Genomic DNA, 14,723 nt, shown 5'->3' on the forward strand with positions numbered 1-14,723 from the left:
CTCCACAAGCACCCACACGAATTGCTTGATTCAGTTGTTAAAGAGCGGTTGGTTAAGATCTTTCGTCTCAACCGAGGCGCGCATTCTACAGCAGCCTCATTTGCTGTCAAGTGATTATTTTCAGAAGTTTTCGAAGATTTCTTCAACAACTTCAACCACTTGCGCTTAAGATCTCTCCGAAGCGGGAGGCGAATTCTACAGCGTTACACGCTGCTGTCAACACCTCTTTTTCAACTTCCTTTTGGCTTCGATGAACTGAAGCAACCCACTGCCGAAAACCGCGTAACTCATTGTTTACCAAGGAGTTTTCCGTTTCGACTGCGCCGGAAGTGGGGCGAATTATAGGCTTCCAGAATCTGCCGTCAACCCCATCATTCGGTTTTTCTATCAAAAACCTCAAAAACCCAATTTTTTTACTATATAGATAGCTATGAGCGAGTATTTGAGCAATATATTGCTCATCCGCTGACAGTTAAGCATCATAGCGCCACGTATTTATCGATCATGACTTCGGAAGAACTCCCGCAATGACCACCCCTCCTCGCAGCCTGGCATCCGCATTGTTTCCGATCGGCCTGCTATTGATCGCCATGGCGTCCATCCAATCCGGTGCGTCATTGGCCAAAAGCATGTTTCCCATTGTTGGCGCACAAGGCACCACTGCCCTGCGTTTGATTTTTGCCAGCGTGATCATGCTGCTCATATTGCGACCATGGCGTGCCAAGCTGACGACCAAGTCACTGCGCACAGTGATCATCTACGGGATGGCGCTGGGTGGCATGAACTTCCTCTTCTATATGTCACTGCGCACCGTGCCCCTGGGCATTGCCGTAGCGCTCGAATTCACAGGCCCGCTTGCCGTCGCTATCTATGCCTCGCGCCGAGCGATCGACTTCGTGTGGATTGCTCTGGCGATCATCGGCCTGCTTCTATTGATTCCGATGGGCGAGGCCACTAGCGGTATTGATTTGACAGGAGCCGCCTACGCGCTCGGCGCAGGCGTATGTTGGGCACTCTATATTTTGTTTGGCCAAAAGGCGGGAAATGACAACGGTGTCCAGACCGCCGCGCTCGGGGTAATGATTGCCGCCCTGTTCGTTGCACCGATCGGCATCGTGCATGCTGGCGCCGCGCTGCTCACGCCCGCGCTGATCCCTGTCGCCATCGGCGTGGCGATTCTGTCCACTGCCCTACCCTACACCCTGGAGATGGTCGCGCTGACGCGCCTCCCCGCTCGTACTTTCGGCACATTGATGAGTATCGAGCCGGCGTTCGGCGCCCTCTCCGGCCTGCTCTTTCTGCACGAGCATCTCTCGCTCGCCCAGTGGCTGGCCATTACCTGCATTATCCTGGCTTCGGTCGGTGCCACGTTGACGATGCGCAACGAATCCAAACCACTGGTGCCCGCCGACTGATCATCTTTAACACCAGCTCTGGTATTTGCCGCTCATTTAGGCCATGTTTAGGCCGTAACCGAATGTCATTCATGGAGAATTTCGACACGGACAGCATGAACGCTTCGCTCGAGAGCGAGTAAAGCGGCTCTGTTCTTTTGCAGGGCGGCTATTAAGGATGGGAATGAAACGAATTTTGATACTGTTGCTGGTTGTGGGCATCGCTGGCTGTGCTGCAACCACAAAAACAGAAGTGAAACGGGGTAAAAAAGGGCTGCATATCAACTGTTCGGGCCTGTCCTCTTCCTGGGACCAGTGCTACACCAGCGCAGCCAACTCATGCGGTGCCAAGGGCTACCGGGTGATAGCCAAATCCGGCGACAACTCCGAGGAGCCTGGGGACTATCCCTTCGGCCTCAACCCTGCCGGCTATACCAGCCGCAGTATGATCGTCATCTGCAAATAGCTGCCCGAGCAGTCTTCCTGACTGCTCATCTTAAATTCCGGCCAATTGCGGCACGAAGGCTAAACTCCTGCTCGACCATCGAGCCAATGGAGTTCCCATGCCGCACAACAAAAAGATCGTATTAGTAGTGGGTGCCGGTGACGCGACCGGCGGCGCCATAGCCAAACGCTTTGCCCGTGAAGGCTACATCGCCTGCGTCACCCGTCGCAGCGCCGACAAGCTGCAGCCCCTGGTGGACAGCATTCAATTGGCGGGCGGTGAAGCCCATGGTTTTGCCTGTGATGCACGTAAAGAAGAGGACGTGATCGCACTGGTCGAGCAAATCGAAACCGAGCTGGGGCCTATTGAAGCGTTCGTCTTCAACATCGGCGCCAATGTGCCTTGCAGCATTCTGGAAGAGACCGCACGCAAGTACTTCAAGATTTGGGAGATGGCGTGCTTCTCCGGTTTCCTGAACGCACGGGAAGTCGCCAAGCGCATGGTCACACGTAACCGCGGCACTATCCTGTTCACCGGCGCCACCGCCGGCTTGCGCGGAAGCGCGGGGTTTGCCGCTTTCGCTGGAGCCAAACATGGGATACGCGCCCTGGCACAAAGCATGGCGCGGGAGTTAGGCCCGATGAACATCCATGTCGCCCATGTGGTGGTCGACGGTGCCATCGATACCGACTTCATTCGCGAGAACTTCCCGCAAAAATACGCCCTCAAGGATCAGGACGCCCTCCTCAACCCTGACCATATTGCCGACAACTACTGGTTCCTGCATCGCCAGCCACGCGACGCCTGGACGTTCGAACTGGACCTGCGCCCCTGGAACGAAACCTGGTGACTCCCTCTATAACAATAAGCAGTGAGTACAGACCATGAGTAAAACCCTGGAGTTCTTCTTTGATCTCGGCAGCCCCGCCACTTATCTGGCTTACACCCAACTACCGGCACTTTGCGCCGAAACCGGTGCGCATCTGGTCTATCAGCCGATGCTATTGGGCGGCGTGTTCAAGGCCACAGGCAATGCCTCACCGATCACAGTGCCAGCCAAGGGACGCTACATGCTGGATGACCTGGCACGCTACGCCAAACGCTACAACGTACCGCTCAGATTCAACCCGCACTTCCCCATCAATACCCTTGTACTGATGCGCGCAATCACCGGCATGCAAATCCATCAGCCTGAGCGCTTTCCCGACTTTATCGACAGCCTGTTCAAAGCGCTCTGGGTAGAGGGGCGTCACCTGGGCGACCCCGAGGTCGTGGCCAGTGTGCTCACTGAAGATGGGTTCGACCCGGAACAAGTACTGGCCCTGTCCAATGATGAGGCTGTCAAGAACGCGCTCAAAGACAAAACCGAACACGCCGTTAAACGCGGCGTGTTCGGTGCCCCCAGCTTTTTTGTAGGCAATCAGCTGTTCTTTGGTCAGGACCGTCTGGATTTCGTGCGCGAAGCACTCAGCTAGATCTCGCTTGCAGCCGGCGCAGGCCGGCTGCAACCGATCAAATAGCCGCGGTACGCACCTGCAACCACTCAAGCGCCGCACCACTGAGCAATGGGCTCAAGCGCTCACGCACCTCGGTGTGATAGGCGTTGAACCATTCACGCTCATCCGCCGTCAGCAACGACGGCTCCAGGCAGCGGGTATCAATCGGGCACAAGGTCAGGGTTTCGAATTTGAGGAATTCGCCAAACTCCGTCTTGCCCGCTTCACGGTTCAACACCAGGTTTTCAATGCGCACGCCCCAACGACCAGGGCGATAAGTCCCCGGCTCGATGGAAGTAATCATCCCGGGTTGCATCGCTGTTTGTGGCGCGGCAGCGGCCTGGTAGGCAATAACCTGCGGGCCTTCATGCACATTGAGGAAGTAACCTACGCCATGGCCTGTACCATGACCGTAGTCCACCCCTTCGGCCCAGATCGGCGCACGGGCAATCGCATCCAGCAACGGTGAGAGAATACCTTTGGGAAATTGTGCACGGGACAGAGCGATTACGCCCTTGAGCACCCGCGTGCAATCGCGCTTTTGCTCCTCACTCGGTTTACCGATGGGCACCATCCGCGTGATGTCCGTGGTGCCGCCCAGGTACTGGCCACCGGAATCGATCAACAGCAAGCCATCACCTTCGATCAGCGCATGCTCTTCTTCAGTGGCGTGGTAATGCGGCATCGCGCCGTTGGCGTTGAAGGCGGCAATGGTGTTGAAACTCAGCGATACATAGCCTGGGCGGCGGGTACGTGCAGCGGTCAGGTGTTCGTCAATCGTCAGTTCGGTAATGCGCTCGCGACCCAGGGCGCTGTCGAGCCAGGCAAAGAATTCGCACAGCGCCGCACCATCCTGCTCCATGGCTTGGCGGATATGTTCCGCATCCGCCAGGCTCTTGCGGGATTTAGCCAGTGTGGTGGGGTTGAGGCCTTCAACCAGCTTGACGCCCGCGTCGAGGTTTTCCAGCAAGCCGGCGGTGACGCGGGCGGGGTCTACTTGCAAGCTTTCGCCCGCCGGTACCGCTCGCAGTGCTTGCGCCACCTCGCTGTAATCACGCAGGGTCACGCCATCCTGCTCAAGCACCGCCCGCAGTTGCGCATCGACCTTGCCCAACGCTACAAATAAAGTGGCCTGTTGCTGATTGATCAAGGCAAAGGACACAAACACCGGGTTGAACGACACGTCACCGCCGCGCAGGTTGAATAGCCAGGCGATGTCATCCAGCGTCGCGATGAAATGCCAATCGGCGCCCTTGTCTTTCAAACTGGCACGCAAGGCGGCCAGTTTCTCGCCACGACTGACGGTGGCTTGGGGCGGCAGATGCTGATAGATCGGCTGGTTCGGCAACGCCGGGCGGTCTTGCCAGACTTCATCAAGCACATCGATATCGGTACGCAGACGCGCGCCGCGCTCGGCCAACTTGCCACCCAGGGTACGTGCCGAGGCCACGGCCATGACCGCACCGTCCACCGCCACTACGCCCCCCTCAGGAGTTTGCTCGGCCAGCCACTCCAGCGGTCCGGGCTGACCCGGTTGCAGCTTCACCAACTCGATACCGCTGCCCTTGAGCTCCTTGGTCGCCTGTTCCCAATAACGGCTATCCGCCCAGACCCCGGCGAACTCCGCCGTGACGATCAGGGTGCCCACCGAGCCATGAAAACCGGACAACCACTGGCGCCCTTGCCAGTAACCCGGCAAATATTCGGACAAATGCGGGTCCGCCGATGGCACCAGCAAGGCATGAATGCCTTCGCGGAGCATCAGTTCACGGGTGTGCGCCAGGCGCTGGGGAACCGTTCCATGGGTCAAAGGCTGCGTACTCATTGTGTCTCCTGCTAACCACTAATAATTGTTATGTGTTGCGATGATAAATCAGACCGCCCAGAACGCTGGCGCACTCGCCAGTGCGGCCTTGATCAACTGCGCGGCCTGGTCGATATCCTGTTCGGTGGTAAACCTACCCAGGCTCAAGCGAATAGTGCGAGCGGCACTGCGAGCGTCATGCCCCAAGGCCAGAAGCACATGGGACGGCGCATTGCTGGCCGAATTGCACGCTGAAGTCGCGGAAAAGGCAATGCCTGCACTCAATGCGGCTGAATTGAACTCGCCTTCGCTGAAGGTAAGGCTCAATGTGTGCGGAATACGCTGGGTTGGGCTGCCATTAAGACGCAAGCCGGCAACCGACGCCAATTGATCCAGCAAGCGCTGGCGCAGCGCGACAATCGTGGCCTTCTCATCCGCGAAAGACGCCGCCGCCAGAGCAAACGCCGCGCCCATGCCGGCAATCTGATGAGTCGCCAGGGTGCCGGAGCGCAAACCGCCTTCGTGGCCACCCCCGTGAATCTGCGCCAGTACCTTCTGCTGCGCCCGAGGCCCCACATATAACGCGCCGATACCCTTGGGCCCATACAGCTTGTGAGCAGAGAACGACATCAAGTCCACCGGCCACCGGGCCAGGTCGATAGCCACTTTGCCTGCTCCTTGCGCCGCATCCACATGGAACAACGCGCCGTGCTCACGCACCCGCGCGCCAATGGCCGGTATATCGTTGAGGGTGCCCAGTTCGTTGTTGACCAGCATCAGCGAGACAAGAAAGGTATCCTCGCGCAAGGCTTCGCTGACCGCTTCGACGCTGATCAAGCCGTCCGCATCCGGCACCAGGTAGGTCACCGCCACTCCGGCTTCCTGCAGTTGCCGCGCGGTGTCCAGCGTGGCCTTGTGTTCGATCTGGCTGGTGATGATATGCCCACCCGCCACACCACGGGCCTGGGCCACGCCCTTGAGCGCAAGGTTGTTGGATTCCGTGGCACCGGAGGTCCAGACTATCTGCTCGGGCTCGGCCCCCACCAACTCGGCCACCTGGCGACGCGCCTGTTCAACCTTCTGCCGGGCCGCTTGGCCGAATGCATGGGAACTGGACGCAGGGTTGCCGAAGTGGGCGTTGAAACCCAGACACTCGACCATCACCTGGATAACTCGCTCATCCACCGGAGTGGTGGCGGCGTAGTCGAAATACAGCGGACGTTTATTCATGAGGTTAAAACTCGCAGAGCGTATTCCCAAGAACAGCGTCTCGGGGGGCATCGACCAGAACAGAGGTCGTCAGGTTTAACCGATCGAATGCCATTAAAGAAGGTAACTTTATTTAAATGTGCGTAGGAACGCTCCTAGAATTGAGCTTAACAGGCTGAAGTAGCCCCATGGCAAACAAAAAGCCCGAGGTTCCTTGTGGGAAACCTCGGGCTTTTTGCTGCATGAAGCGCGCTCAACTGGGCCGACCATGCAAAACCACGCTGCGCTCGGCGTTCATTTCACCCTGGTGATCAAAGCCGAAGGGCTTTTGTGGCTGGCCAAGCAACGCGGCGCGTTGGCGTTGATAGTCGTCAAACGACAAGCCGCGACGGCCCAGAGCCTCCAAAGCCAACTGCTTGGTTTCCTCGGCCGTATAAGGGCGCATTTCCGGGGAGGGTTGGGTCGCACACCCCGCGAGGACAGAGGTGACAAGTAAAAGGGAAACAGCGAGGAAACGGTTCATGGAGAAGGCCCTGCGAAGAAGGTTTCGAGTCAATGAACACAGGCTACTCCCGCCCCTTCTCGCTGAAAAATCATCGTCCGTGATAGTCGCTATCACGCGTATCGGCGTCCGCAGCGGGAACATCCTTATATTCATTTAAGTTCTATAAATATAGAAACACCTTCATTTACGAATTAAGACGATACCTCTATAAAGACCTTGCGCGCAGCCCACTGTCCACCCGGCAACAGCCCTTCAACAAAGCCCGAATTCCCATGAGAGGTCACCATGCAGCTGTTCACCCTGCCGCCCTCGCCTGTCCTCGCGACCTCGATCCGCGCCACAGCCCAGGTCTTCGAAGACCCAAAGTCCCAGGCCCTGCTCGACCATATCCAGCAAGTGGCCCCCAGCGAGGCCAGCGTGCTGATCATCGGCGAAACCGGCACCGGCAAAGAACTTGTCGCACGGCATATCCATCACCTCAGTACACGGCGAAACCTGCCCTTCGTGGCGGTGAACTGTGGGGCCTTTTCGGAGGCGCTAGTGGAAGCCGAGTTGTTCGGCCATGAGAAAGGCGCCTTTACCGGTGCCCTCAACGCCAAGGCCGGCTGGTTCGAAGAGGCTGACGGCGGCACCTTGTTTCTGGATGAGATCGGCGATTTACCGATGGCCATCCAGGTCAAGCTGCTGCGGGTGCTACAGGAGCGTGAGGTGGTGCGCCTGGGTTCGCGCAAAAGCATTGCAATCGATGTGCGAGTCCTGGCCGCCACCAATGTACAACTGGAAAAGGCGATCAACGCCGGGCATTTCCGTGAAGACCTCTACTACCGCCTCAATGTAGTCAGCCTGGAACTCAGCCCGTTGCGCGAGCGACCCGGCGACATCCTGCCGCTGACCCGTCACTTTATCCAAACCTACAGCCAGCGCCTGGGCTACGGCCCGATCACCATCAGCGACGAAGCCGAGCACAAACTCAAACGCTACAGTTGGCCGGGCAATATCCGTGAACTGGAAAACGTGATTCACCACACCTTGCTGATCTGCCGCAACGGCGTGATCGAGCGCGACGACTTGCGCCTGTCAAACATGCGCATCGAACGCCAGGACGACAGCCAGCACGGCACCGACAACAGCGCCGAAGCCTTGCTTGCACGAGCGTTTCAAAAGCTCTTCGAGGAACAGGCCGGCGCCCTGCATGAAAAGGTCGAGGACGCTTTATTGCGCGCCGCTTACCGCTTCAGCCATTACAACCAGGTGCACACCGCCAACCTGCTGGGCCTGAGCCGCAACGTCACGCGTACACGCCTGATCAAGATCGGCGAACTGGCGGTCAATAAACGCAGGCCCGGGGGAACGCTGCAGGGCGAACGGATGCTTCATCTATCCATTTAGGCGGCAGTGCAAAGCATCGTCCTGGCTGCGCTCAAAGCTGCGCAACACCTGGAAGGAACCGAAGGTCACGGCCGTCGCCTGGTGCGCGCGGATCAGCGTCCAGAAATCTTCGTCGCCGTGCTCAAAACGCTTGAAGGCTGCTTCACCCTCCTCGCGAGATTGCCATTGCAGGTAATTGAGCACCCGCCGGCCATCATCGCTGACCTGCACACTGGCACTCAAAAAGCCGCCGTGGCTTGCGGCCAGGCGCTCGCTCTGGGTGGTCAAGGCCGCCACCAAAGCAGATTGCTGGCGGGGCTCGATCTGAAATTCGATCAATTGAGTGAAGCTGCGATTTTTCTCTGACACCTGCATGAGCACTCACCTTTCTCTGTAGGCAGAATCTTGTGATTCGATGCCACGCAGGGTAAAACCTCTAGTTAAGTCGAGGTCAAGCATTGTTTGGGAGTCTTATATGCTCAGCAACGAACTCAGCGTCGGTCAGTTGGCCGCTCGCAGCGGCGTGGCAGTCACCGCCCTGCACTTCTACGAATCCAAAGGCCTGATCAAGAGCAACCGCAATGCCGGTAACCAACGGCGTTATCCACGGGACGTATTGCGACGGGTGGTGCTGATCAAAATCGCCCAACGCCTGGGCATTCCGCTGGCGACCATTGGCGAAGCATTGCGGGCCCTGCCCAATGGGCGCACACCGAACGCCCACGACTGGGAGCGGCTGTCGGCGTTGTGGCGTGAAGATCTGGATGAGCGCATCAACAAGCTGATGCTGCTGCGTGACAAGCTCAGTGGTTGTATCGGGTGCGGGTGCCTGTCGATGGAGGCGTGCCCGTTGCGCAATCACGATGACCAACTTGGCGAGCGGGGCCCCGGTGCGCAGCTGCTGGAGCCCACGCTTGACTCCCATCGGTAAAGCCAATTGCGCAATGTAACGTGACCTATAGTGAAAAGGCTGTAACTCCATAAACACAATCCAAGGAGAACGTTATGAGCGTTAAACCTATTCCCGAGGGTTACCACGGCATTACTCCCTACCTGGGCATCAACGAGGCCGCGAAGGCGATCGAATTCTATAAAAAGGCCTTTGGCGCCTCTGTATTCATGCGCCTGGACATGCCCGACGGCAGGGTCGGCCATGCGGAGCTGCGTATTGGCGAAGCGGTGATCATGCTGGGCACGCCCTGCGATGAAACGGCCCTGCGCAATCCGGACGCACATCCCAGTGTCGGTTTGCACCTGTATGTGAATGATGTGGACGCACAATTCAAACAAGCGGTTGATGCCGGCGCCAGCGCAGTGTCCGAGCCGCAGGATCAGTTCTATGGGGATCGCTCGGCGAGTGTGAAGGATCCGTTCGGGCACCTGTGGTTCCTCGCCACCCATAAGGAGGACCTGACCGAGGAGCAAATCCGCCAGCGTGCCATGGAGATGTTCAAGCAACATTAACCCTGCGGGCGTGAGCTTACTCGCGCCTGCAACACGCCACGCCTTGCCCCAGTTCCCAACCGGCCTGCTCCGGCAAGCTAAAGGCCTCTGTGGCGTTTGGAACACGTCAAGGGTTTGTCGATCTGACACTCCGGTAAGCGTTGCGCCCCAGCCATATCGTCATGACCAACAAGGCGGTCAATGGCAGCCCATGGAACAACACGATCACCTGGGCCGGCGTCCACGTCACATAGAACGGCCCGACCACCAGCATGCCCACGCCAAAACCGGCCATCTGGATCAGGGTCAAGAGGCTGAACAGCGGCAAGCGCAAGCTGTCGGGCTCGCTTTGCGCACGGGAGATCAGCGCCACCTCGGACAACCCATCGCCCAGCCCCGCCCACACCACCAGCAACAGCGCCAGCCACAGTTCGGTCTGCTGGAATGTCAGAATAAAGCCGCTGGACATCAACGCCACACCGAGCATGAACAAGCGCTCCATACCTTGGGTGCCACGACCTTTCAACACTGCACTGGCGATGCGCGCGCCAACAAACTTGCCACAGGCCCACACGGCCAGCAGATAGCCCATGACTGTCTTGGCCGTGTCCGGTGAAATGTACTGCGACAGCACTGGCCAGCCGACGTTATGGGCCGCGCTGCCGAGGGTGTCGAGCATACTGATCAGCAACATCGCTGCCAGCACCGGCGCACCGCGCAACCCCTTGGTCAGCTCGTGCCATTCGGCGGCGAGCCCGCGATGGGCGGCAACAGCAACGCTATATAACGCGCGCAAGGGCAAGACCAGGCAAGCGGCAATCACATAGGTGCCGATGTTGACGGCAAACACCGCTTCAAATCCGCCCGTGGCGATCAGCAAACCGGAGAGCAAACTGCCGAAGACCGCGCCGGTGGCGGCCGCCGAGGTGATCCAAGCGTTGGTATTCACCCGCTGCTCAAGCGCGACCCAGGTGGGCAACTGACTGTTGAGGCCAATGGCAAACAGCGAATTGCACAGGCCGATACCGAAGGCGATAAAGGGAAGAAGGGTGAGTTGATGAGCCGGTAACAACACCAGCAGCGGCGTCAGCAACAGCGCCCGGGCCAGGTCCAGCCCCGCCAACGTCCCACGCCCGGCAAACCGCCGGAAAAACGGGATGCCGAACAGGCTGGCGACAATCCCGCCGGTGACCCGGCACGCCAGGAAGATGCTGACAAACACTACGCTCTGGCTGAGCCAGTACACATAAGTGGACAACGCCACCATGTTGAGGAACGCGCCAAAATCCGACACACCGCGGGCGAAGATGATCAGGCGAGCGTTGCGGGTCGACAGGTTCAGTTGTTGATCGTGGCTCATGCAGACTGTGCCTCCTCGACACTGCGCAGGCTTACCAAGAGCACATCGCGCCAGGCCGGTGCCGTCTCCACCCGCGGTCGCACCTCCCCGGCCCGATGGTAGAACCCACGGTCGTTGATCACGATAGTCTCCAGAAATTTCTCCATCGGCAGTTTCAGCAGCCGGCTGTGCTCCGTCTCGTCGGCAAACACCTCCGACACCACCGGCACCGTGTTGCATTCGCCAATAAAGTGCATGAACACCCAATCCAGGCCGTCCTGGTGAATCCCCGATGTGGTCGGGCTGCTCGACGACACATCCGCCCGCACCCGGAACTGATGGATATCGATCGTATAGGTCTGTTCGCCCAGGTGCGGGGCGATCACCGCAAGGTCCGTCGCCAGCAGCTTGTGCATGAGTGGGTGCTCGATAAAGCCTTCCTCGCTATAGCTCAGGTGGTTCACGCCCTGGCGATAGTTCACCGCGTAGGTGACCGGCGATTTGAACGCCGTATTCCTGTCGATCTGCAATTGCCGTGACGGTAACAGACGGTAGCGCAAGATACGCCGTTCGCGGTGGGTATAAGTCTTGAACGCCTCGTCGCGCACCAGGTTGTCCCAATACGCGCGAAAGCTTTGCTCCTCACCGGGTTCAACGTTGACCAGTTCGCGAAAGTCCGGGCGATGACAGAAGTGATGTTCGCGCAAAAGCGCCGAAATCTGAGGGATGTCCATATCGCTATCCTGCAACCGGTGGATCGATGAGGATGCGCAGCTGTTGCTGCAACGCATCGTGCAAGGCATGGGCGTCGACGGCATTGCCAACCTGGGCCCAGCATTTGAGCAAATAATGCTCCTCGATATCCGCGTCAATGTAGTGGCCGGGGTCCTGCGGGGCATATTCCAGCACCGAGCGGTGTTGATCCAGGAACTGCAGGCCGTCAATGCCCCTGAAAAGGCCACTGTGCTGCGGATAAATCGCCAGCATCGCGTAGTGTTGCTCCGAATCGGCAACCTTATGTGCGCCGGCCTCCACCTGTGCATTGATGCCCTTTTCGCCCAACAACAATCCCATGTACAACTGATAAGGATCGATACCGGCCAGGTCGCGGAACGCCGAGTTCACATACAGTCCGCCCAGGCGCGGGTTGATCTCGATGACCACCGGCCCTGCGTCCGTCATGCGAAACTCGAAATGCACCACGGCATTGGTCAGGCCCACCGCGTGCAGGCAGTCCACCGCGTACTGGCGGATCTGCTCGCACTGAGCCTGGTTGAACGACGTCGGCGGGGAAATCAGCAGGTTCTCAAGGACCGTGCCGCGGCGCTCGGTCAGCAGCAGTTTTTCATTGATCAGCAGCGGATGGACGCGCTCGCCGGCAATCACACATTCCACACTGCCTTCGATGCCAGGAATATAACCCTCCAGCAGAATGCTGCGCCCTGGCAGGTATTCACGCTGCAGCCCATCCTCAAGCGGCAGGGCGTGCGCACAGCCGTAGAAGTCCGCATACGCGGCGGCTCCATGATCACTCACGAAATGCCGATAGTGGCTGCGTAGTTCCTCCCAGTTCGAGCATTTTTTGATAAACGCCGAAGCCCCGCCAAAGGGCGGTTTGGCGATCATTGGATAACCCACGCGCTCGGCGCCTTGCTGGAGTTCCTGTTCGTTGTTGCACAGCGCGAACGGTACCGAACGCAACTCATGCTGTTTCAACACGCGGCGCATCAAGAACTTGTTATTGCACGCGGCAATCGCCTCTGGGTGGCTGTAGACCAAGCCCAACCGCTGACACGCCCGCGCAACGATACAGCCCACCTCCCCTTGTGCGGACGGGTGCCCGGCCTGGCAGAAAATCCCCCGCACCTGACAACGCCCGTCCAACTGTCCGACCAACGCCAGGATGGACTGCTCACTGAGCGTTTCGAGCAGGAACACTTCATCACTGTCGTCCCTGAGTCGTTGCAGGTGCTTGCGTCCCGCCACGGCGGCCGTCAAACACGCCAATCCGCGGGCGCGGGCCACCGTGAAATGCGGTTCCCGGTAGCGGTAGCGAGCGCAAGCGCTGTCATCTACATCAATAAACAGAATCGCATCCTGTTTCATACCGCATCCTGCCAACTGCACCATTGGCCCTCCCAGTTGCGAAAACGGTAAGTACGTTGCCCATCGCGCACTTCGAAATGCGGTAAGTCCTCAGGTTTTTCAAAGTCCAACAGCGGCACGGTGAACTTGCCTTGTGCGTGAGGTAATACATATTCGGGCAGGGCAATATTCGATACGCGCCGTTTGAGCCGATCCATTATGGCGATGGCTTGGCTGATCGAGGCCTTATACTCTGAAGCACCGGGTGAAAACGGCATGAAGTGATATAAGTAATATGGCTTTACGCCCAGACGATAAAGATCAATGAATAATTTATGCAACGTCGCTTCATCATCATTCACGCCACGCAACAGCGGCATGTTAGAGAATACAATCGGTACCACGCCCTGAATCCGTTTAACCGCGACGGCAAAATCAGCACTGAGCTCAAGCGGGTGGCAGACATGCACACCAAATGCATTGACCTTGTACTTCTCCAGCATCGCCACCAACTCATCAGTCACGCGAAACGGGTTGAAACTCAAGGCCCGCGAATGAATGCGTATCAGCAGATCATCACGAATGCCGCGCAAGGCGGCCAACATCTCCTCAAGCTTGCGGTCGGCCAGCATCAGTGGGTCACCGCCGCTGAGAATCACCTCTTCAATCGCCGGGTTCCCGCGGATGTATTCCACCGAATCCTTGAACGAGTCGGTGTTGGCGTTAGCTTTATCGGTGCCCACCTGCAGCGTGCGCAGCGCCTCGAAACAAAACTGGCAATAGGCATTGCAGGTGTTGGTGGTGCGCAGGATCACGCGGTTGTCGTACTTGTGCTGGCAGATGGGCGTCTTCATCTCATGATTGAGTTCCCAATTTTCGGAACTGCCGTCGTAGTCGCCCTGCACCTGTTCGCTCCAATACGGTACTACCTGGCGCCACAGGGGGTGGTCCATCACCTCTGCGGTGGTGAGTGAACGCTTGATCAAATCAATATAGTAAGGCGTGATCTGCATCTTGCGATCTTGCAAGTTGTGCTCGATATGCGCCGTTGTGGCCTCGTCCCATCCACCGCAGGCATTGCGCAGTGCAGGTTCATCGCGGATGGCGTTCTTTTGCTGCCAACGCCAGTCTTGCCATTGGACTGAACGATGCATGGCTTGATCAAAAATCGACATGAGTTTGAACTCTCTGTTAAGGCATAGGGACGCGTACTTTTCCAGCGCAGGAAAAGTATTATTCGCAGCAATGACAATCGACGGGCAGGCGACAGATCACGATCAAGTAACTAACTTGATCACCGGCACCAGAGAGATATAACAGTTCACCACGTGATGGCATGAGTAAACGACTAGCACGGTCATGCGATTAACTTCCTTTTTATAAAATTCCGACTTCCAAGTCCGCACTCACTAAAGCCGATGCCCGCCAACGTGTCAATACGATAACCTTGCAATCCCTCTGGCATTAACCTGCACCCGCACCAACACCCCGTAATGACAAGGGGCGCTTTCATTCAAGCCAAGCTATTTGAAAAACAAATAACACTAAAAGCAACTATAGAGCGCGTTATTTCTACTTATATAACTACGTAGTCGCACTTCAGCTGAGCCAGGGGTTGGCCGCGAGGTAGTGGCG

At 57.9% G+C, this 14,723-nt stretch carries 15 protein-coding genes; 7 read left to right on the plus strand and 8 right to left on the minus strand.

Annotated elements, in window-relative coordinates:
* Positions 1-527: 527 nt before the first annotated feature.
* The 4 genes from rhtA to TX23_RS19565 all read left to right on the plus strand — a co-directional run bounded on the left by rhtA (position 528) and on the right by TX23_RS19565 (position 3,314).
* Positions 528-1,415, plus strand: a complete 888-nt coding sequence (gene rhtA / locus TX23_RS19550) for a threonine/homoserine exporter RhtA (protein ID WP_057703638.1) — start codon at positions 528-530, stop codon at positions 1,413-1,415.
* Positions 1,416-1,578: 163 nt separating this feature from the next.
* Positions 1,579-1,860 carry a hypothetical protein gene (locus TX23_RS19555; protein WP_003190182.1) on the plus strand — a complete coding sequence of 94 codons (282 nt, stop codon included), beginning with the start codon at positions 1,579-1,581 and terminating at the stop codon, positions 1,858-1,860.
* 97 nt (positions 1,861-1,957) lie between these two features.
* On the plus strand, positions 1,958-2,689 hold the full coding sequence (locus tag TX23_RS19560; protein ID WP_014717823.1) for an SDR family oxidoreductase: 732 nt from the start codon (positions 1,958-1,960) through the stop codon (positions 2,687-2,689).
* A gap of 34 nt (positions 2,690-2,723) precedes the next feature.
* Entirely contained in the window at positions 2,724-3,314 is a 591-nt protein-coding gene (locus tag TX23_RS19565; RefSeq protein ID WP_057703639.1) for a 2-hydroxychromene-2-carboxylate isomerase, read from the plus strand.
* Between the two features lie 37 nt (positions 3,315-3,351).
* On the opposite strand, the gene TX23_RS19570 is transcribed toward TX23_RS19565, so the two are convergent.
* The 3 genes from TX23_RS19570 to TX23_RS19580 form a co-directional block, all read right to left on the minus strand.
* Entirely contained in the window at positions 3,352-5,160 is a 1,809-nt protein-coding gene (locus TX23_RS19570; RefSeq protein WP_057703640.1) for an aminopeptidase P family protein, read from the minus strand.
* 48 nt (positions 5,161-5,208) lie between these two features.
* Positions 5,209-6,369 (minus strand): cysteine desulfurase family protein, encoded by a 1,161-nt coding sequence (locus tag TX23_RS19575; RefSeq protein WP_057703641.1) that lies wholly within the window; start codon positions 6,367-6,369, stop codon positions 5,209-5,211.
* A 232-nt stretch (positions 6,370-6,601) separates the two neighbouring features.
* The gene (locus TX23_RS19580; protein WP_057703642.1) at positions 6,602-6,871 is read right to left on the minus strand and encodes a hypothetical protein; all 270 of its coding nucleotides are present in this window, start codon (positions 6,869-6,871) and stop codon (positions 6,602-6,604) included.
* Positions 6,872-7,138: 267 nt separating this feature from the next.
* Between TX23_RS19580 and TX23_RS19585 the strand changes: the two genes are divergently transcribed.
* A complete protein-coding gene (locus TX23_RS19585; protein WP_057703643.1) occupies positions 7,139-8,242 on the plus strand; it encodes a sigma-54 interaction domain-containing protein in 1,104 nt (367 codons plus the stop codon).
* Here TX23_RS19585 and TX23_RS19590 read toward each other — a convergent pair.
* Positions 8,231-8,596, minus strand: coding sequence for an antibiotic biosynthesis monooxygenase (locus TX23_RS19590; protein WP_057703644.1), 366 nt, complete (start codon positions 8,594-8,596; stop codon positions 8,231-8,233). The genes TX23_RS19585 and TX23_RS19590 overlap by 12 nt on opposite strands.
* Before the next feature lie 100 nt (positions 8,597-8,696).
* Between TX23_RS19590 and soxR the strand changes: the two genes are divergently transcribed.
* Entirely contained in the window at positions 8,697-9,152 is a 456-nt protein-coding gene (gene soxR / locus TX23_RS19595) for a redox-sensitive transcriptional activator SoxR (protein WP_057703645.1), read from the plus strand.
* Positions 9,153-9,226: 74 nt separating this feature from the next.
* Positions 9,227-9,685, plus strand: coding sequence for a VOC family protein (locus tag TX23_RS19600; RefSeq protein ID WP_032901927.1), 459 nt, complete (start codon positions 9,227-9,229; stop codon positions 9,683-9,685).
* Positions 9,686-9,791: 106 nt separating this feature from the next.
* On the opposite strand, the gene TX23_RS19605 is transcribed toward TX23_RS19600, so the two are convergent.
* From TX23_RS19605 to TX23_RS19620, 4 genes are read right to left on the minus strand one after another with little or no spacing between them, the layout of a single operon-like run.
* Positions 9,792-11,024, minus strand: a complete 1,233-nt coding sequence (locus TX23_RS19605) for an MFS transporter (RefSeq protein WP_057703646.1) — start codon at positions 11,022-11,024, stop codon at positions 9,792-9,794.
* On the minus strand, positions 11,021-11,737 hold the full coding sequence (locus TX23_RS19610; protein ID WP_057703647.1) for a 2OG-Fe dioxygenase family protein: 717 nt from the start codon (positions 11,735-11,737) through the stop codon (positions 11,021-11,023). The genes TX23_RS19605 and TX23_RS19610 overlap by 4 nt, the downstream gene beginning before the upstream one ends.
* Positions 11,738-11,741: 4 nt before the next feature.
* Entirely contained in the window at positions 11,742-13,109 is a 1,368-nt protein-coding gene (locus TX23_RS19615; RefSeq protein ID WP_057703648.1) for an ATP-grasp domain-containing protein, read from the minus strand.
* The gene (locus tag TX23_RS19620) at positions 13,106-14,263 is read right to left on the minus strand and encodes a KamA family radical SAM protein (protein WP_057703649.1); all 1,158 of its coding nucleotides are present in this window, start codon (positions 14,261-14,263) and stop codon (positions 13,106-13,108) included. Before TX23_RS19620 ends, TX23_RS19615 begins: the two co-directional genes overlap by 4 nt.
* Positions 14,264-14,723: the final 460 nt, after the last annotated feature.

Origin of the sequence: Pseudomonas paralactis (genome assembly GCF_001439735.1) — a bacterium.
Lineage (GTDB): Bacteria > Pseudomonadota > Gammaproteobacteria > Pseudomonadales > Pseudomonadaceae > Aquipseudomonas > Aquipseudomonas paralactis.

What these genes read in the sequence shown, in the direction of transcription:
- rhtA (WP_057703638.1), top strand. Translation starts at nt 528, where the DNA reads ATGACCACCCCTCCTCGCAGCCTGGCATCCGCATTGTTTCCGATCGGC.
- TX23_RS19560 (WP_014717823.1), top strand. Translation starts at nt 1,958, where the DNA reads ATGCCGCACAACAAAAAGATCGTATTAGTAGTGGGTGCCGGTGACGCG.
- TX23_RS19575 (WP_057703641.1), bottom strand. Translation starts at nt 6,369, where the DNA reads ATGAATAAACGTCCGCTGTATTTCGACTACGCCGCCACCACTCCGGTG.
- TX23_RS19580 (WP_057703642.1), bottom strand. Translation starts at nt 6,871, where the DNA reads ATGAACCGTTTCCTCGCTGTTTCCCTTTTACTTGTCACCTCTGTCCTC.
- TX23_RS19555 (WP_003190182.1), top strand. Translation starts at nt 1,579, where the DNA reads ATGAAACGAATTTTGATACTGTTGCTGGTTGTGGGCATCGCTGGCTGT.
- TX23_RS19590 (WP_057703644.1), bottom strand. Translation starts at nt 8,596, where the DNA reads ATGCAGGTGTCAGAGAAAAATCGCAGCTTCACTCAATTGATCGAATTT.
- TX23_RS19605 (WP_057703646.1), bottom strand. Translation starts at nt 11,024, where the DNA reads ATGAGCCACGATCAACAACTGAACCTGTCGACCCGCAACGCTCGCCTG.
- TX23_RS19620 (WP_057703649.1), bottom strand. Translation starts at nt 14,263, where the DNA reads ATGTCGATTTTTGATCAAGCCATGCATCGTTCAGTCCAATGGCAAGAC.
- TX23_RS19610 (WP_057703647.1), bottom strand. Translation starts at nt 11,737, where the DNA reads ATGGACATCCCTCAGATTTCGGCGCTTTTGCGCGAACATCACTTCTGT.
- TX23_RS19585 (WP_057703643.1), top strand. Translation starts at nt 7,139, where the DNA reads ATGCAGCTGTTCACCCTGCCGCCCTCGCCTGTCCTCGCGACCTCGATC.
- TX23_RS19615 (WP_057703648.1), bottom strand. Translation starts at nt 13,109, where the DNA reads ATGAAACAGGATGCGATTCTGTTTATTGATGTAGATGACAGCGCTTGC.
- TX23_RS19565 (WP_057703639.1), top strand. Translation starts at nt 2,724, where the DNA reads ATGAGTAAAACCCTGGAGTTCTTCTTTGATCTCGGCAGCCCCGCCACT.
- TX23_RS19570 (WP_057703640.1), bottom strand. Translation starts at nt 5,160, where the DNA reads ATGAGTACGCAGCCTTTGACCCATGGAACGGTTCCCCAGCGCCTGGCG.
- soxR (WP_057703645.1), top strand. Translation starts at nt 8,697, where the DNA reads ATGCTCAGCAACGAACTCAGCGTCGGTCAGTTGGCCGCTCGCAGCGGC.
- TX23_RS19600 (WP_032901927.1), top strand. Translation starts at nt 9,227, where the DNA reads ATGAGCGTTAAACCTATTCCCGAGGGTTACCACGGCATTACTCCCTAC.